The organism is Croceibacterium aestuarii, from assembly GCF_030657335.1.
Taxonomy (GTDB): Bacteria; Pseudomonadota; Alphaproteobacteria; order Sphingomonadales; family Sphingomonadaceae; genus Croceibacterium_B; species Croceibacterium_B aestuarii.
This window is the reverse complement of the sequence record NZ_CP131039.1, coordinates 195,510-212,542: the sequence shown is the minus strand read 5'-3', so window position 1 is coordinate 212,542 and position 17,033 is coordinate 195,510. Positions and strand designations below refer to the sequence as shown.

Here is a 17,033-nt window from a genome sequence, read left to right as displayed (position 1 = left end):
GTCCGCGCGGCGGGATGGGGGATATGCAGGCACAGCCATTCAAGCAGCAGGAGGCAGCCGACGGCACCGCGCCCGAGGAGGCCGCCCTGTGGGCTGCGCTGGCGACGGCCGCCGGCCCGGCGGAGTTCTGCCGCGCCTGGCTCGACCTGCAATGCGCGCGTACGCCGGGGGCGAGCGGCGGGCTGATCCTGCTCGAGCAAGGCGGCGGCCAGTTTGCGCCGATTGCCGCGTGGCCTTCACGCCCGAGCAATATCGATCCGTTGCGCAAGGCTGGGGAAGTGGCGCTGACGAGCGGGCAGCCGCAGGTCCAGCCACTCGCAGACATGCCCGGCCAGACCTGCATCGCCTATCCGGTGTCATCGGGCGAACATATTCACGGCGCCATAGTCCTCGCGCTCGCCGAAGGCGGTGCGGCGGTGCTGCAAAAGGCCTTGCGCGAATTGCACTGGGGCGTCGGCTGGATTCTGTCGCTGGTGTGGCAGCATCGCGCCGACGCGGGCGCCACGTACCGCGCCAGCGCCGCCGCCGCGCTCGAATTGCTGGCCGCGGTGCAGGAGCACGACACGCTCGAGCAATCGGCGATGGCCCTGTGCAACGAGATCTGCCGCATCGCCCATGCCGACCGCGCGGCGGTGGGGCTGGCGCGCAAGCAATCAATCAGATTGCAGGCGATGAGCCACGGCTCGTGGTTCCGCAAACGTTCGGACATTGCCGAGACGATCGAAGCGGCGATGGACGAGGCGCACGATCAGCAACAGACCATCCTGTGTCCGGAATCCGAGGGGACATCCTCCGGCGCGATCACGATCCAGCACGCCAAGCTCGCCGCCGCGCTCGGATCTTCGGCGATTCTTTCCGTGCCGCTCGTCGATCGGGGCATCGCGCTGGGCGTGCTGACCATCGAACGCGACAAGGGCGGCGAGCCCTTCTCGTCAACCGAGACGCTGTTCTGCGAAACCGCCGCCGGGCTGGTGGCGCCTGTCTTCGCGCTGCAAAGGCGCGAGGCGCGGCTGGTCAGCGGCAGAGTGCGCGGGGCGGCAATGGATGGCGCCAGGGCGCTGCTGGGCCCGCGGCGTCCGCTGGCCAAGGCGCTGGGAATTGCCGCGCTGATCTTGTTGCTGGTGCTGTTCCTGCCCATCGCGCAGTTCCGCGTCGCTTCGGACGCCGCGCTCGAAGGCCGTGTGCAGCGCGCGGCCTCGGTGCCGTTTTCGGGCTTCATCGCGCAATCGCATGCCCGCGCGGGCGATGTGGTGAAGGCCGGGCAGGTACTCGCCACGCTCGACGATCGCGATCTCGAGATCGACCATGCCCGGGCCCAGAGCGAGGTGCAGCAATATGACCGGCAATACCGCCAGGCGCTGGCCCAGCACGAACGTGCCGAGATGAACCAGTTCGGCGCGCAATTGCGGCAGGCCGAATCCGAGCTGCAATTGATCGAATACAAGCTCGCGCGGGTGAACATGGTGGCGCCGATCGACGGGGTGCTGGTATCGGGCGATGTCAGCCAGCTTGTCGGTTCGCCCGTCGATGAAGGCGAGGTCCTGTTCGAAGTCGCACCCCTCGACGATTTCCGGGTCGTGCTGCACGTGGACGAGGCCGATATCGCCTATCTCGAACCTGGCCAGCACGGCCGTTTCGCACCGACTGGGCTCGCAGGGCGGACGGTGCCCTTCACCGTCACCCAGTTGACCTCGGTGACCGAGAATCGCGACGGGCAGAACACCTTCCGCGTCGAGGCCGAGCTGGGCGAGGGCGCCAGCGAGATCATGCGGCCGGGCATGGAGGGCGTGGCCAAGGTCGATATCGACCGGCGCAGCAATTTCTGGATCTGGACCCGCAGCTTGCGCGAATGGCTAAGCCTATTCGCGTGGAACTGGCTTCCCTGAGACGCGCGGCATGGCCAGTCCCTTCCAGAGCGCCTCCTGGTACAATGTCGCCCATTTGAGGCCCAAGCTGCGCGGCCATGTCCGCGTGCGCCGGCACATCTATCGCGGCGAGGTGTGGTATATTCTCGACGACGGAGTGGCGGGCAAGGTCCATCGCTTTCCGCGCGGCGCCTACCTGTTGATCGGACGGCTTGACGGCCAGCACACGGTCAATGAGCTGTGGGAAAAGCTGGTCGACGATATCGGCGAGGATGCGCCGACGCAGGACGATGTCATCGCCGCGCTCGGCCAGCTGCACAATTCCGACCTCCTGGCGAGCGACGCCGCCCCCGACACCGAGGAATTGTTCAAGCGTCATCGCAAGCAGAAGCGCCAGCTGTGGGTGCAGAACCTCAAGAGTCCGATGAGTTTTCGCGTGCCGCTGGTCGATCCCGACAAGTTCCTTACGCGGATGATGCCGTATCTGCGCCCGCTATTCGGCTGGGTCGGCCTGGCGCTGTGGCTGGCGGTGGTGATGCCGGCCTTGCTGCTGGCGGGCGAACACTGGAGCGAGCTGACCGACAATCTCTGGGACCGGGTGCTGTCGACACAGAACCTGCTGGTGATGGCGCTGGTTTATCCGGTGGTGAAGACCGCGCACGAGCTCGGCCACGGTTTCGCCGCCAAGGCCAATGGCCGCGAAGTGCGCGAAATGGGGATCATGATGTTAGTCCTGTTCCCCGTGCCCTATGTCGATGCTTCCGCCGCCGCGGCACTGCAGAGCAAGTGGCAGCGCGCGCTGATCGGCGCGGCGGGAATGATCGCCGAGCTGTTCATAGCGGCACTGGCCATGTTCGCGTGGGTCGGGCTGGAGCCAGGCCTCGCGCGCGCGATCTGTTTCAACACCATCACCGTGGCTGGAATCTCGACCATCCTGGTCAACGGCAACCCGCTGCTGCGCTTCGACGGTTATTACATCCTCGCCGATCTGCTCGAAATTCCCAATCTCGCCTCGCGTTCGAACAAATACTGGTCGCACCTCGTCGACAAGCACGTCTTCCGTACGCCCGACGTGAAGCCCTATGCGGCGACGCCGGGAGAGAAGCGCTGGTTCGTCCTCTATGCCCCAGCCGCTTTTGCCGCGCGGATGGTGATGATGTTCGGCATCGCGCTGATGGTGGCGCAACGCTTCTTCGTCATCGGCGTGGTGATCGCGATGTGGACGATCTGGTCAAGCGTAGGCCTGCCGCTGTGGAAGATGTTCGGTCATGTCTTCAACAGCCCGCAGCTTCACCGCAACCGCCGCCGCGCGGCGCGTATCACTCTCGGCGCGGTGGCGGGGCTGGCGCTGCTGCTGTTCGTCCTGCCCGCTCCCCATCACGCCAACACCCAAGGCGTGGTCTGGCTGCCCGAGGAAGCGCATGTGCGCGCCGGGTCGGACGGTACGATCACCGCCATCGCCGCCCGCGAGGGCGATACGGTGCTGCCGGGACAATTGCTGGTCGAGGCCGAGCATCCGCTGCTGCAGGCCGAGGTCGAGCAATTGCGCTGGCGCGCGCGCGAAATGCAGGCCGAGGCCGATGCCGAACTCGCCCGCGATCGGGTCAAGCGCGAGGTCAGCACCCTGACGCTGCGTGAGACGCTCGAACGCCTTGCCATCCAGCAGCAGCGGCTCGGCGATCTCGAGGTCAAGGCACAAGCGCCCGGTCGCTTCATGCTCGCCGCCGCGCCGGCGCAGGACCTGCCGGGGCGGTTCGTGCACAAGGGCGAACTGATCGGTTATGTCACGCCGGGCGCGGCCGAGGTCGCGCGAATCGCGGTGTCGCAGGACGATTTCGAGCTGATACGCGGCCATCTGGACGGCGTCGCGTTCCGCCTGCCGGACCGGCCCGGCGAGACCTTCGAAGGGCGTATCGTCCGCTCGGTGCCCGGCGCCACGCACACCTTGCCGAATCCGATCCTCGCCACTTCGCGCGGGGGCATCTTCCCGCTCGACCCGCGCGATCAGGACGGCAAGACCACGCTCGCCCGGGTTTTCCTGTTCGACATCGCACTGCCGCCCGAACTGCGTGACGTGCCCTTTGGCACCCGCGTCTTCGTCCGCTTCCGCCTCGACTGGGAGCCGCTCGGCTGGCAGGTCGCGCGGCGCGTGCGGCAGATGTTCCTGGCCCGCTTCGATGCTTGATCGCGAAAGCCTAAGGGAACGCGCGCACGACATCTGGCGCGAGATTCGCAGCGAGAGCGGACCGGTGATCGCCCCCTATGCCGAGAAGGGCCAGCGCAAGGCTTGGAAATGGGACCGCCCGTTCGACCGCGCGATCGGGCGCCTGATGGTCGATTCCCCGCTGGCGAAGGATCGTCTGCTCGCGCGCGCCACCGCCATGACCGAGAGGTTTGCGGATCTACCCGCGTTGGGCCAGGAGGCCTTTGTCCTGCGCTGCCGCACCATGCGTGCACGGCTGACCTCGCAGGGGCTGAAGGATGACCTCGTCGACGAGTGCTTCGCGCTGATTCGGGAGGCGACGTTCCGCGAACTCGGCATGCGCCATTTCCCGGTGCAGCTGATGGGCGGATTGATCATGGTCGATGGCGGGATCGCCGAAATGGCGACCGGGGAAGGCAAGACGATTACCGCGCTGCTTCCCGCGATCACCGGCGCACTCGCGGGAATGCCGGTCCACGTCTTCACCGTGAACGACTATCTCGCCGAGCGCGACCTCGCCAAGCTGGAGCCTGTCTATCACCTGTTCGGCCTGTCGACGGGGCTCATCGTCGAAGGCAAGGAACTCGAAGAAAGGCGCGCGGCCTATGGCGCGGACGTGGTCTACGGAACCAACAAGGAAATCGCCTTCGATTACCTCAAGGACCAGGCCGCGCTCGGCAAGCAGCGCGGGGCGACCCGGCGCAAAGTGGCCGAATTGTTCGGCCGCGCCGGTGCTCCGCTGACCATGCGCGGGCTGCATTTCGCGATCGTCGACGAGGCGGATTCGATCTTCATCGACGAGGCGCGCACGCCGTTGATCCTGTCGGCCGAAGTGCCCTCCGACGATGACGGCCTATACCAGTCGGCGCTCGAACTCGCCGCCAATCTCGAGCAGGGCCGCCATTACCGCCTCAAGCCCGCCGAGCGCAGCGTCGAGGTGACCGAGCGCGGCAAGATCGCGATTGCCGAGCGGGCATCGGGCCTGCCGCACCGGCCCTGGCGTATCCGCCAGGCGCGCGAACAGCTCGCGCACCAGGCGCTCAGCGCACTTTACCTGTTCCAGCGCGACCGCGATTACGTGGTGCGGGAGGACAAGGTGCAGATCGTCGATGAAGGGACCGGGCGGACCATGGCCGACCGGTCGTGGGAAGGCGGTTTGCACCAGATGGTCGAGGTCAAGGAGCAGGTCGAGCTGACCGGCACGCGCAACACGCTGGCGCGGGTCACCTACCAGGTGTTCTTCCGCCGCTATCGCCGGATCGCCGGGATGAGCGGCACGGCGCGCGAAGTGGCGGGCGAATTATGGGCCGATTACGGGCTGCGCGTGAAGCCGGTGCCGACCAACCGCCCATGCATCCGCGAGCACCGCGGTCACGTGATGGTCCGGACGCAGGAGGAGAAATGGCGCCTTGTCGGCGCCGCCGTGGCGCAGGTGAAGGCGGAAGAGGGCGACCGCCCGGTATTGGTCGGAACCCGCTCCGTGGCGGATTCCGAAAAGGTCTCGGTCGCGCTGTCGCTTCGCGGCATCGCCCACCGCGTGCTCAATGCAAGGCAGGACGACGAGGAAGCCGAGATCGTCGCCGGAGCGGGGCAGACCGGCGCGGTGACGGTGGCCACCAACATGGCCGGACGCGGGACAGATATCGAGCTGGGCGAGGAGGCGAAGGCGGCGGGCGGATTGCACGTCATCCTCACCGCCTTCCACGAATCCGCGCGCATCGACCGCCAGCTCTATGGCCGCGCCGGGCGGCAGGGCGATCCCGGATCGGCGCAAGCCATCACCGCGCTCGACGACGAGCTCTATGTCCATTTCGGCGGCGCGGCGACGGGCATGCTCGCGCGCTCGTCGAGGCAGTGGCCGGTGCGCGACGGACCCGCCGAATGGCTGCGCAAATGGGCGCAGGCACAGGCCGAGCGGCGCCATGCGGCGGGCCGGCGGCAGGTCGAATTGTCCGAGGAGCGGCTACGCGAAAGCATGTCCTTCAGCGGCTGATTGCTGTGGCGGATGAAGTGCGCCCGGAAAGGAAACAGCCTATTCGGCAGGTATTCTGCCGTCAGCCGGCACCCCCTTCTCCGTTGCCGGCATTTGCGGCTTTCGCGCGCATTTGCTCGTAGAGGCGGTGTATCTCCGCCGCTGGAGCCAAGCCGGAACCGGGAGTGAGCACCGCAGCGGCGCCGCCGGCCATGCCGAAGCGGAAGGCCTCTCGCACGTCCCGGCCCGACGCCAGCGCATGGACCATCGCGGCAACGAAGCTGTCGCCCGCACCGGTTGCGCTGGCGGTGGTGACCTGGGGCGAGGGCAGGCGCAGCACGCCGTCCGCGTTGGCAAGGAGTGCTCCATCCCGGCCCATGGTGACCACGACATGCTCGGCCGGACCGCGGCGGGCCAACTCGGCCGCGGCGGCCGCGATGGCGTCTTCGCTTTCGAGCGGCAACCCCGTGAGGGCACGGAATTCTCCGAGGCTCGGCTTGACCAGGAACACCGGTGGCCCGGCCAGGCCCTGCGCCAGCGCCGGTCCGGAGCTATCGAGCACGAAGCGGATTCCGCGCTTCTCGGCCACACGGGCGACGCGGGCATAGAAATCGGCGGGCACATCCTGCGGGAGCGATCCGCTCGCAACGAGATAGTCGCAGCGCACCTCGGCGATCGCGTCAAGACATGCCCGCCACTCGGCTTCCGCCACGACCGGCCCCTCGGCCATGAAACGGTATTCCTTGCCGCTTTCCCGGTCGTACACGGTCGTGCACAGCCGCGTCTCGCCGCCGATCGGAATCCTCTTCCTGACAAGCTGATGAAGATCGAGGAGGCCGTCGAGCGCGGCACCCATGGGGCCGCCCGATAGATAATAGCACCGCGCATTTCCGCCGAGGCGAACGAACACGCGAGCGACGCAGATTCCCCCGCCGCCCGGGGCATGAGTCTCGCTGTGGCCGCGGAGCTTGTGCGTATGCCTGATACGATCGACCTCGAGCGCAACGTCGATGGTCGGATTCATCGTCAAGGTCGCGATTTCGAACATTTACCCGTTTCCCTGTGCGCTGCGCCGGAGATGCACTGGCCGCCGCCCAGGCAGGCGCGCACCGATGGATTTTCGGAACGGCACGCTATCGAGCCGCGAGGCCTGATTCAACGGATTTGCTTTTGCGCCCGCAAGCTCCGTCGGAGAGCATCGTCGCGGCGCGCGAAGTCCTCGACATCGAGTTCGCGAGAGGCCACGTTCGGCCGACTGTCGTGCTGCGCACGAGGCAGAAGGAGATCGCTTTCCGAGGACAGAGGAGTCGAGGCAAGCCGGACGAAATCCCCGACGGATGGAGGCGCGAGCCGGAGCCACAGAGAAACCGAGCGATGCCAGAGAGGGGCAGACTTGCTGAAAATTCGCAAAATCCCGATCGATACCCACCCCGAAAACACGGTTTTCCTGCTGCGCCACGGGAACGGCTATTCCGCCGAGCAATTCCAGGCGCTGCGCAAGCTGCGCGTGTTTTGCGATTGCGGGGAGATTCTCGCATCGCTGGCGCTGGTCGACGACGAAAGCATCGTGGGCGCGGGGGAAATCGGACTCGGCGAGCAGGCCTTTCGCCGGCTGGCCATGGACGAGGGGAGCGAGGTGTCGATCGAGCAGGCGCGACCTCCGCCCAGCCTCGAATTCGTGCGCCGAAAAATCGATGGCGAGGTCCTGAGCGCAAGCGAGATCTCGGCCGTCATTCGGGATATCACGCTTCACCTCTACTCGCCGATGGAAATCGGCGCGTTCCTCGTCGCCTGTGCCGGCTTCATGAGTACGCAGGAGACGCTCTCGCTGACCGAGGCCATGGTCGACGTCGGCAACAGGCTGCATTGGGATTCCCCGCTGGTGGTCGACAAGCATTGCATCGGCGGCATTCCGGGCAACCGCACCTCGATGATCGTCGTTCCCATCGTCGCCGCTCACGGTCTGCTCTGCCCGAAGACTTCGTCGCGCGCGATTACCTCGCCGTCCGGGACGGCGGACACCATGGAAGTGCTCGCCAACGTCGACCTGTCGGAGGACCGCCTGGTCGAAATCGTCAGGCAGGAGAAGGGCGTCCTCGCCTGGGGCGGGCGCGTCAATCTCTCGCCGGCAGACGATATCCTGATCACCGTCGAGCGTCCGCTGAGACTAGACAGGTACGAGCAGATGGTCGCCTCGATCCTTTCGAAGAAGGTTTCGGCCGGATCGAACCATCTCGTGATCGACATTCCCGTGGGCCCGACGGCCAAGGTCCGCACGCAGGGCGATGCGGTGCGGCTCCGCAAGATGTTCGAATATGTCGCGCGGCACATGGGCATCGTTACCGACATCGTGATCACGGACGGCTCGCAGCCGGTCGGCCGCGGCATCGGGCCCGTGCTCGAAGCGCGCGACGTGATGGCCGTGCTGCGCAACGACGCCGATGCGCCGGACGACCTGCGCGATCGCGCCGTCCTGCTGGCCGGACACGTGCTCGAGTTCGATCCGGCGATCGAGGGAGGCCGCGGCTATGCCCGCGCGCTCGAACTGCTGGCGTCCGGCGAGGCACTCGCGGTCATGGAACGGCTGATCGAGGTACAGGGGCGCAACACCAAGCCGCCTGCCCTCGGCGCCCATCACTTCGAGGTGAAGGCGCCGCGGGCCGGAAGGGTCGCCAGCATCGATTGCGAGCGCATCGCGCGCATTGCGCGGCTCGCCGGGGCCCCGATGGACAAGGGCGCAGGGATCGACCTGCTGCACAAGGTGGGCGCGGCGGTCCGCACCGGCGAGGCGCTCTACCGGATATACGCCCACTCGGAAACGGGACTTGGCTTTGCCAGGGAGCTCGCAGCCGAGCAGTCGGGTTACGGAATCGCCTGATGGCCTGTGCACTCTTCGGATTTCCGGAATCCGGCGAACTGGCCGCTCGGCTGGCCGGCGAGCTGGGCGTTTCTTCCGGCGCTGTGGCGCTGCACCGTTTCCCCGACGGCGAGAGTCTGGTCAGAGTCGATCCTCCGCCCGAAACGGTGATCCTCTATCGCTCGCTCGATCATCCCAACGCCAAGTTGGTCGAGCTCCTTTTGGCCGCGTCCGCTCTGAGGCAGAATGGCGCCCGGAGGCTCATACTTGTCGCGCCCTACTTGTGTTACATGCGCCAGGACAAGGCTTTTGAGCCGGGCCAGGCGGTCAGCCAGCGCGTGGTCGGCGCGCTGCTCGCCGCACACTTCGATGCGCTTCTGACGGTCGATCCCCATCTCCACCGAATTCGCTCGCTCGAAGAGATCATGCCTGGCACCGAGGCCGTTAGCGTGACGGCTGCCCCCGTTCTTTCCAGCGCGATCGACGCAGGAGACAATCCCGTGCTCGTCGGCCCGGACGGCGAATCCCGGCAGTGGGTCGAAGCAATCGCCGCGCCGCTGGGGCTTTCGGCGATCGTCGGCACGAAGCGGCGGGACGCGGACCGTGAGGTCGAGATATCTTTCGAAAGAGCCGACGAGGTCGCCGGTCGCGGGGTCGTGCTGATCGACGACGTCATTTCCAGCGGCGCAACGCTCGAGCAGGCCGCGCGTCTGCTGCGCAAGGCGGGCGCTACGCGTGTCGAAGCACTCGCCACGCATTGTCTGGCGAGCGCCGCGGAAATCGACCTGCTGAAACAGGCCGGAATCGATCGAATCCGCTCGACCGACAGCGTTGCCGGACCGACGGCCACAATCACTCTGGTCAAGCTGCTCGCGGACGAAATCCGCAAGCGCGGCTGGTCGAACTGAACCGAGGAACCGTGGCAAACGAAAAGCTGTCGCTGACTTTCCACGGAGCGGCGCACACCGTTACCGGATCGTGCATGCAATTCACCCATCGCGGTCGCTCGATCCTGGTGGACTGCGGGATGTTTCAAGGTTCTCGCACACTCGAAAAGCTCAACGCAGAACCGTTCGCCTTCAAGCCGAAAGACATCGACGCGGTAGTCCTGACCCACGCCCACATCGACCATAGCGGACTGCTGCCCAAGCTCGTGAAGCATGGCTTCAGAGGGTCGATCTGGTGCACCCGGCCGACGGCCGATCTCCTGGAATACATGCTGGCGGACTCGGGCCGCATCCAGGAACAAGATGTCGAGCGCCGAAATCGCAGGCGGGATCGGGCGGGCGAGGACCCGATCGAGCCGGTTTATACCGGGCAAGACGCGATTGCGGCCTGGCGGCAATGCAGGGCGGTCGAGCGCGGCGAGAGCTTCGAGCCGGCTCCGGGATTCCAGGCCCGGCTGTGGAATGCAGGACACATCCTTGGTTCGGCGTCGGCCGAATTGAACATGGACGGCGTAAGGATCATCTGCTCGGGAGATCTGGGCCCCGAATACCGCGCCTTTCTCGAAGACCCTGCGGGTCCCGCCGATCTCGATTTCGTCATCTGCGAATCGACCTATGGCAGCCGCGTGCGCGAAAAGGTGACGCTCCAGGAACGGCGCAAGTTGCTCGAAGCGGAGGTTACGGCTGCCATGACGCGCGGCGGCAATCTCATCATTCCGACCTTCGCGCTCGAACGGACTCAGGAGCTCTTGCTCGACTTCGCCCACATGCTGAAGCGCGGCGACATTCCCGATGTCAGGGTGTTCGTGGATTCACCGCTCGCCAACAAGGTGACCAGCGTGTTCGAGCGCTATTCCGCAGAACTCGAGGACACGGACGGCATCGACATATTCAACCATCCCTCCTTTCACTTCGTCGACGATGTGCGCGAGTCGATGCGCCTCAATACGATGTCCGGCGCCATTATCCTGGCGGCATCGGGCATGTGCGAAGGCGGCCGGATCCGCCATCACCTGCTCCATAACCTGCACCGCCGCGATTCGACGGTCCTGTTCGTCGGTTACCAGGCGCAGGGGACGCTCGGCCGCGTGATTCTCGAGGGCGCAAAGACGGTGAGAATTTCCGGCAACGACGTCAACGTGCGCGCACAGGTTCGCAGCATCGAGTACTACTCGGCCCATGCAGACCAGGCGGAATTGCTCGAATGGATCGACGATCGCGAGCCCATCAAGGGAAGCCTGTTCCTCTCGCACGGCGAGCCCGAAGCCAGCGAAGCCCTGCGCCGGCTAGTTCAGAAGAGTGCGCCCCATCTTTCGGTGCTCTTGCCCAGCATCGGCGAGACCTACGACCTGAGGCCGGGCGAGCCGGCCAAGCGCACCACCACCGGGCGCGAAGACCTGGCGCTCGAAACCGGCCGCGACTGGCAGAATTCCTACGCCGACTTCGTGTCTTCGCTCAAGACAAGGCTGGGGCAGATTCGAGACGAGCGCAAACGGCAAAAGGCGCTCGAGGACATGCGGCATGTTCTCGAGTCTTACGAGGACTTCAAGGAACGGCGATCGAGCGGCAGCTAGTCTGCAATGGTTGCTTGTCTCCGCGGCCGCCGCCTATTCGATCGCCGCGGCGCAATTGTCCTGCGACCGGGCGTGCCATCGCCGAAGGGGCAGCATCAAACGACGAATTCGACCGGGTTCGATCCGGCGATATCAAGACCTAGTCTGCGAGCCACAGTTCGTGGCTGTCGATCCGTAGCTTGGTTAGCGCGCGGTGTGCTTCTGCCCGGGCGAGGGCCTCTTCGCGGAAGGCATCGTGCACCATCCGCTCGCCGAAGAGGAGGTCGGACAGATCGATTTCGCCGAGATCGTAGCCGCGGCGCAGCCTGGTGAGGGCGGCCACCTGGGAATCGAGCGCGGCACGGGCGCGTTGCCAGGCCGCAAGGCGGAAGCGGGCCTCGGCGACGTCGCCGGCGGCGATTTCCTGCATGTCGAAGCGGGCGCGGGTAGCCTCCGCGCGGGCCGCGGTGGCCTCGCTCCCGGCCCGGTCGGCCAGCGCGCCGCGCTGCCCGCCTCCGAGCGGAATCGAGAACAGAATGCCAGCGCCGCGCTCGGCCCCGCCCCGCTCGGAAAACAGCCGCACACCGAATGTGGGGTCGGCGATGCGGTCCTTGCGGGCGCGTTCGGCCATCGCTTCGCGCTGCTGGGCTATTGCCTCGGCAGCGGCGATCTCGTGGCTGTTGGCGAGCGCCCGACCGCGAAAGAACTCGAGACTCTCTGCGGGCATTTCCGGGCCCGGGATGACCGGGGCTTCCTGCGGCAGCGCGAGCGAGGGAAACTGCGCGGCGAGACGGCTGCGGGCGACCTGCGCGCGGCCGCTCGACTGGGCGGCGAGGACCTCTGCGGCGGCCAGCGCCGCCGCGGCCTGGTCTGCCTCGAGCAGGGCGGCGTCGTGGAGCTCGATCCGGCGTTGCACGGCCGCGAGCGCGCGCCGGTAGTTGTCGACCGCCTGCGCGTCGATGGCCGCCTGCGCGCCGGCGCCGACCCAGTCCCACCAGCCCTCGGCCAGTTTCAGCGCGGCCTGATGCTTGGCGTCTTCGGCCATGTTGTCTGCCGCCTCGACACCGTAGCGGCCAATGGCCCGGTCCAGGCGTGCCTTGCCGGGCAGACGCACGGCGCGGGTCAGCTGGGTGTCGAATTCGTCGTAAGCCCCCTCCGACCGCACGTTGCGATTGACGTAGCTGCCGCTGAAGAGGACCTCGTGCGGACCCTTGGCCAGCGCGCGCGCCTCGGCTCGGGCCGCATCGGCCCGGGCACGTGCGGCGGTCACGCTCGGGTGGTTGTCGAGGGCGGTGGCAACCGAGGCCGCGTCGGGGAGGGCATCCTCGGCGGCGAGTGGAGCGGCCAGGAGGGCAAAAGGCAGGGCGAACAGGCGCAAGCGCTTCATCAGACGGCCTCCGCGGGATGGATCAGGTCGCCACCTTCGCGTTCCGCCTTGGTTTCGCCGAACCGCTGGTAGAGGATCGGCAGCAGGACCAGCGTGAGCAGAGTCGCGCTGACCAGCCCGCCGATGACGACGATGGCGAGCGGCTTCTGGATCTCGGATCCCGGCCCGGTGGCGAAGAGCAGCGGAACGAGGCCGAACGCGGCGATCGAAGCGGTCATCAGCACCGGGCGCAGGCGCCGCTCGGCCCCGCGCCGCACGGCCTCGGCCAGCGGCATGCCTTCCTCGCGCAGCTGCCGGAAGTAGCTTACCATGACGAGACCGTTGAGCACGGCGATGCCGAGCAGGGCGATGAAGCCGACGGAGGCCGGCACGGAGAGATATTCGCCCGAAATCGCCAGGGCGATCATTCCGCCGACCATGGCGAAGGGGATGTTGGTGAGGATCAGCAACGATCCGCGCAGCGATCCGAGCGTGACGTATAGAATGGCAAAGATCATCAGGATCGATATCGGCAAGACCACCATCAGCCTGGCGCTGGCGCGCTGCTGACTCTCGAACTGCCCGCCCCAGACGAGGCGGTAACCCGGCGGCAGCGGCACGTTGGCGGCGATGTCGGCCTTGGCCTCCTCGACGTATCCGACCAGATCGCGGCCCGAGACGAAGGCCTGGATCAGCGCAAAGCGCGAGCCGTTCTCGTGCTCCAGCTTGACCGGTCCCTCGATGCGCTCGACGCGGGCCACATCGCTGGTGCGGACCAGCTGCCCGCCGGGGGAACGGTACAGCTGGTCCGCGTAGACCTGCGGCGAGAGCTCGCGCCCGCCCGCGGCCTTGATGAGTATGGGAATGCGGCGGTTGCCCTCGGCAACGACGCCCGCGCGCACGCCTTCGACACCGGCGCGCATCATGTCCTGCAGCTCGCTGACCGGCATGCCAAGCCGGCCGGCGGCGACGCGGTCGATGTCGAACTGCAGGTAGTCGACCTGGTCGTTGGCGACGGTCATCGCTTCCGAGGTGCCTTCGATCTTTTCCAGCCGCCCCTGGATTTGACCGGCGATCCGCGAAAGTTCGCCGAGGTCGGGACCGAACAGCTTGATGGCCAGGTCGCCGCGGGCGCCGGTGAGCATTTCCGATGTGCGCATCTCGATCGGCTGCGTGAAGCTCGGCTCGATGCCGGGGAATCGCTGCATGACCTGGCGAATCTGTTCGACCAGCCAGCCCTTGTCGCGCACGCGCCATTCTTCGCGCGGCTTGAGCTGCAGGAAACCGTCGCTCTCGTTGAGCCCCATCGGGTCGAGCCCTAGCTCGTCGGAGCCCATCCGCATGACGAAGGCTTCGACTTCGGGGACCTGCGCCTTGATGGCCTTCTGGACCTTGAGATCGCCAGCGACGGAATGCTCGAGCGAAACGGTCGGCAGCTTGGTCAGCTGCATGATGATCGAACCTTCGTCCATGGTCGGCAGGAAGGTCTTGCCGGTCACCGTGTAGGCTACACCGGTGAGCACCAGGGCGATGCCGGCAATACCGAAAACCAGCTTCTTTCTACCGAACGCTGCATCGAGCAAGCGGGCGTAGCGCGGCGAGACCTGGCGCATGAACCACGGCTCGTGGTGCCCGTGCTTCACCTTGAGCAGGAAATAGGCGAGCACCGGGATCAGCGTGAGCGAGAGCAGGAGCGCGGAGAGAAGCGCCAGCACGATGGTCTTGGCGACGGGCGCGAAAAGCTTGCCTTCGAGCCCCTGCAGCGTGAGCAGGGGAAGGAAGACGAGTGCGATAATCGCCATGCCCGAGGCGACCGGCTTGGCCACCTCCGCGGTGGCGATGAAGATGTTGTGCAGCTTGCCGGCCTTGGCGTGTTTTTCGTTGCTCAGTCGTTCGACCACGTTTTCGACCACGACGACGGCCCCGTCGACCAGCATGCCCACCGCGATGGCGAGACCGCCGAGGCTCATGAGATTGGCGGTCAGGCCGATGGCGCGCATGAAGATGAAGGTCAGAAGCGCCGCCATCGGCAGGGCCAGCGCGACGATCACCGAGGCGCGCACGTCGCCGAGAAAGAGCAGCAGCAAGACCACGACGAGCAGGGTCGCTTCGAGCAAGGCCTCCTCGACCGTTCCGACCGCCCTGCCGATGAGGTCCGAGCGGTCGTAGAACATCTTGATGCTCATGCCTTCGGGCAAGCTCGGCTTGATTTCCTCGAGCCGCGCCTTGACCCCGTCGACCACCTTGCTCGCATCCGCGCCGCGCAGGCCGATTACCAGGCCTTCGACAGCCTCGCCCTCACCGTCCTTCGTCACCGCGCCGTAGCGGGTCAGGCTTCCGGTCCGCACCTGGGCCAGATCGCCCACGCGCAGCACCGCGCCGGATCCCGAGCGCACCACCGTGTTGGCAAGATCGTCGTGCGTGCGGATCGCCCCGGTCGAGCGGACGATCAGGGCCTCTTCGCCGACCACGAGTCGTCCGGCGCCGTCGTTGCGGTTGCTCGCCTCGATGGCTGCAACGAGGTCCGCGGTGCTGAGGCCTGCGGCGGCGAGCGCAGCGTTGTCGGGCGCGACCTCGAAAGTCTCGACATAGCCGCCCAGCGCGTTGACGTCGGCGACGCCGGGGACCGTGCGCAGCGCGGGGCGAACGATCCAGTCTAGCACGCGTCGCTTTTCGGCGAGGCTCTGCGGCCCTTCGAGCGTGAACATGTACATGTCGGACAGCGGCGTGCTGATCGGGGCCATCCCGCCGCTGACAGTGTCGGGCAGGTCGCCCATGACGGCGTTGAGCCGTTCGGCCACCTGGCTGCGCGCCCAGTAGATGTCGGTCCCGTCGGCGAAATCGATGGTGATGTCGGCAATGGCATATTTGGCGACAGAGCGCAGGACGCTCTGGTTGGGGATGCCGAGCATCTCCATCTCGATCGGGGTAATGACGCGGCTTTCGACCTCCTCGGGCGTCATGCCCGGCGCCTTGAGGATGATCTTGACCTGGGTCGAGCTGATGTCGGGGAAGGCATCGATCGGCAGGTTGGCGAAGGACCAGCCGCCGATCCCTGCGAGCACCACGGCGATGCCGAGTACGGCGAGCCGCAGCGAAAGGGCCTTTTCGACGAGTTTACGCAGCATCGGGCCGACCTATTCCGCGGCCATGGCCTTGAGTTCGGGTAGGCTGCTCGTGGCGACGACCTCGCCCGCCTTGAGGCCGGCGACCAACACCGCCTGGCCGCCCGCGGTGGCTGCCACCGTTACCGGGCGGGGCGCGAAGGTCTTGCCGGTGCGGACGAAGACCACGTCCTTGTTCCCCAGCTTGACCACCGCGCCCGCCGGGACGCCGATACCGGTCGCCATGCCCATGTCGCGGATCGCTACGGTAACGTTGCTGCCTGCGACCAGGCCGGGAGCCGCGCCGATGCTGGCCTTGGCCATGACGGATCGGGTCTGCGGGTCGATCGAAGGGGCGACGGATAGAATTTTGCCCGCAGCGACGGGGCCGTCGCTCCCTGGCAGCGAGACGTCGACCGCCATGCCCGGCCGCACTTGCCGCGCCAGCCTTTCGGGAAGCTGCAGATCGAGCCGGTAGGCGGAGGCGTTCTCGATGATGAACGGCGCCGTCAGCCCGTCGACCGGCCCACCCGTCTCCACCCCGACATGGGCGACACGGCCGGAGATAGGCGCGCGCAGCGTCATCGTGCCGTCGCGCCCGATGCCGGACATGGCCGCCAAGCGGCGGTTTTCCGCCACCGTCGCGCCGGCGGAGCGAGCCAAGGCCGCCGCCTCTTCGGCGCGCGCCTGCGCCACGATACCTTCGGACGCCAGCTGGGCGAGCCGCTTCGAGCGTTGCTCGGCCACCGTATATTCGGCTTGCGCGCGGGCGAGGTCGCCGCCGATCTGCACGGGCTCGGCAGCACGCACGATCGCCAGCGGCTGGCCTCGCGAAACCGGCTGACCTTCGATCACGAAGACGCGCAGCGCCGCGCCGGGATAGGTCGAAGTCACTGCGACGCGCGCCTCGGGCGGGAGGGTGACCGTGCCCGGCACTGTCGCCAGTGGCACGCCTTCCGCCGCCTGGGCCCGTGCTGTCGTGATCTGCAGGCCCGCCAGGGGGTCCGCATCCTTGTTTGCCGCGCCGCCTTCGTCGCCCGACGAGCAGGCGCTCAGGGCCAGGGCCGCGGCAATGAGGGTGTTGCGGAGGATCATGCCCCGCATTTGCCGGCGCAAGCTGACAACAACTTGTCAGTTTGGCAGCTTGTTGTCAGTTTCGCGGTTCA

10 protein-coding genes are annotated in these 17,033 nt (G+C 66.8%); 6 read left to right on the top strand and 4 right to left on the bottom strand.

Features of this window, described 5'->3' with window-relative positions:
• Nucleotides 1-23: 23 nt before the first annotated feature.
• From Q7I88_RS01060 to Q7I88_RS01050, 3 genes are read left to right on the top strand one after another with little or no spacing between them, the layout of a single operon-like run.
• Nucleotides 24-1,886, top strand: a complete 1,863-nt coding sequence (locus Q7I88_RS01060) for a GAF domain-containing protein (protein ID WP_305097193.1) — start codon at nucleotides 24-26, stop codon at nucleotides 1,884-1,886.
• A gap of 10 nt (nucleotides 1,887-1,896) precedes the next feature.
• Entirely contained in the window at nucleotides 1,897-4,050 is a 2,154-nt protein-coding gene (locus Q7I88_RS01055) for a site-2 protease family protein (RefSeq protein WP_305097192.1), read from the top strand.
• Nucleotides 4,043-6,061, top strand: a complete 2,019-nt coding sequence (locus Q7I88_RS01050; protein WP_305097191.1) for a preprotein translocase subunit SecA — start codon at nucleotides 4,043-4,045, stop codon at nucleotides 6,059-6,061. The genes Q7I88_RS01055 and Q7I88_RS01050 overlap by 8 nt, the downstream gene beginning before the upstream one ends.
• Before the next feature lie 61 nt (nucleotides 6,062-6,122).
• Here the strand turns inward: Q7I88_RS01050 and Q7I88_RS01045 are convergent, their stop codons facing one another.
• Nucleotides 6,123-7,088, bottom strand: a complete 966-nt coding sequence (locus Q7I88_RS01045; RefSeq protein WP_305097190.1) for a 1-phosphofructokinase family hexose kinase — start codon at nucleotides 7,086-7,088, stop codon at nucleotides 6,123-6,125.
• Between the two features lie 345 nt (nucleotides 7,089-7,433).
• Between Q7I88_RS01045 and Q7I88_RS01040 the strand changes: the two genes are divergently transcribed.
• The 3 genes from Q7I88_RS01040 to Q7I88_RS01030 are packed head-to-tail and all read left to right on the top strand — an operon-like array spanning nucleotide 7,434 to nucleotide 11,418.
• Complete coding sequence (locus Q7I88_RS01040) at nucleotides 7,434-8,918, top strand: thymidine phosphorylase family protein (RefSeq protein ID WP_305097189.1); 1,485 nt, start codon at nucleotides 7,434-7,436, stop codon at nucleotides 8,916-8,918.
• Nucleotides 8,918-9,805, top strand: a complete 888-nt coding sequence (locus Q7I88_RS01035) for a ribose-phosphate diphosphokinase (protein ID WP_305097188.1) — start codon at nucleotides 8,918-8,920, stop codon at nucleotides 9,803-9,805. Before Q7I88_RS01040 ends, Q7I88_RS01035 begins: the two co-directional genes overlap by 1 nt.
• An 11-nt stretch (nucleotides 9,806-9,816) precedes the next feature.
• Nucleotides 9,817-11,418 (top strand): MBL fold metallo-hydrolase RNA specificity domain-containing protein, encoded by a 1,602-nt coding sequence (locus tag Q7I88_RS01030; protein ID WP_305097187.1) that lies wholly within the window; start codon nucleotides 9,817-9,819, stop codon nucleotides 11,416-11,418.
• Nucleotides 11,419-11,557: 139 nt separating this feature from the next.
• Here Q7I88_RS01030 and Q7I88_RS01025 read toward each other — a convergent pair whose 3' ends face one another.
• From Q7I88_RS01025 to Q7I88_RS01015, 3 genes are read right to left on the bottom strand one after another with little or no spacing between them, the layout of a single operon-like run.
• Nucleotides 11,558-12,784: a TolC family protein gene (locus Q7I88_RS01025; protein WP_305097186.1), complete on the bottom strand. Its 1,227-nt coding sequence runs from the start codon at nucleotides 12,782-12,784 to the stop codon at nucleotides 11,558-11,560.
• Entirely contained in the window at nucleotides 12,784-15,891 is a 3,108-nt protein-coding gene (locus Q7I88_RS01020) for an efflux RND transporter permease subunit (RefSeq protein ID WP_305097185.1), read from the bottom strand. The genes Q7I88_RS01025 and Q7I88_RS01020 overlap by 1 nt, the downstream gene beginning before the upstream one ends.
• Nucleotides 15,892-15,900: 9 nt before the next feature.
• Nucleotides 15,901-16,971, bottom strand: a complete 1,071-nt coding sequence (locus Q7I88_RS01015; protein WP_305097184.1) for an efflux RND transporter periplasmic adaptor subunit — start codon at nucleotides 16,969-16,971, stop codon at nucleotides 15,901-15,903.
• Between the last annotated feature and the right edge of the window lie 62 nt (nucleotides 16,972-17,033).

What these genes read in the sequence shown, in the direction of transcription:
- Q7I88_RS01050 (WP_305097191.1), top strand. Translation starts at nt 4,043, where the DNA reads ATGCTTGATCGCGAAAGCCTAAGGGAACGCGCGCACGACATCTGGCGC.
- Q7I88_RS01035 (WP_305097188.1), top strand. Translation starts at nt 8,918, where the DNA reads ATGGCCTGTGCACTCTTCGGATTTCCGGAATCCGGCGAACTGGCCGCT.
- Q7I88_RS01045 (WP_305097190.1), bottom strand. Translation starts at nt 7,088, where the DNA reads ATGTTCGAAATCGCGACCTTGACGATGAATCCGACCATCGACGTTGCG.
- Q7I88_RS01015 (WP_305097184.1), bottom strand. Translation starts at nt 16,971, where the DNA reads ATGCGGGGCATGATCCTCCGCAACACCCTCATTGCCGCGGCCCTGGCC.
- Q7I88_RS01025 (WP_305097186.1), bottom strand. Translation starts at nt 12,784, where the DNA reads ATGAAGCGCTTGCGCCTGTTCGCCCTGCCTTTTGCCCTCCTGGCCGCT.
- Q7I88_RS01060 (WP_305097193.1), top strand. Translation starts at nt 24, where the DNA reads ATGCAGGCACAGCCATTCAAGCAGCAGGAGGCAGCCGACGGCACCGCG.
- Q7I88_RS01055 (WP_305097192.1), top strand. Translation starts at nt 1,897, where the DNA reads ATGGCCAGTCCCTTCCAGAGCGCCTCCTGGTACAATGTCGCCCATTTG.
- Q7I88_RS01020 (WP_305097185.1), bottom strand. Translation starts at nt 15,891, where the DNA reads ATGCTGCGTAAACTCGTCGAAAAGGCCCTTTCGCTGCGGCTCGCCGTA.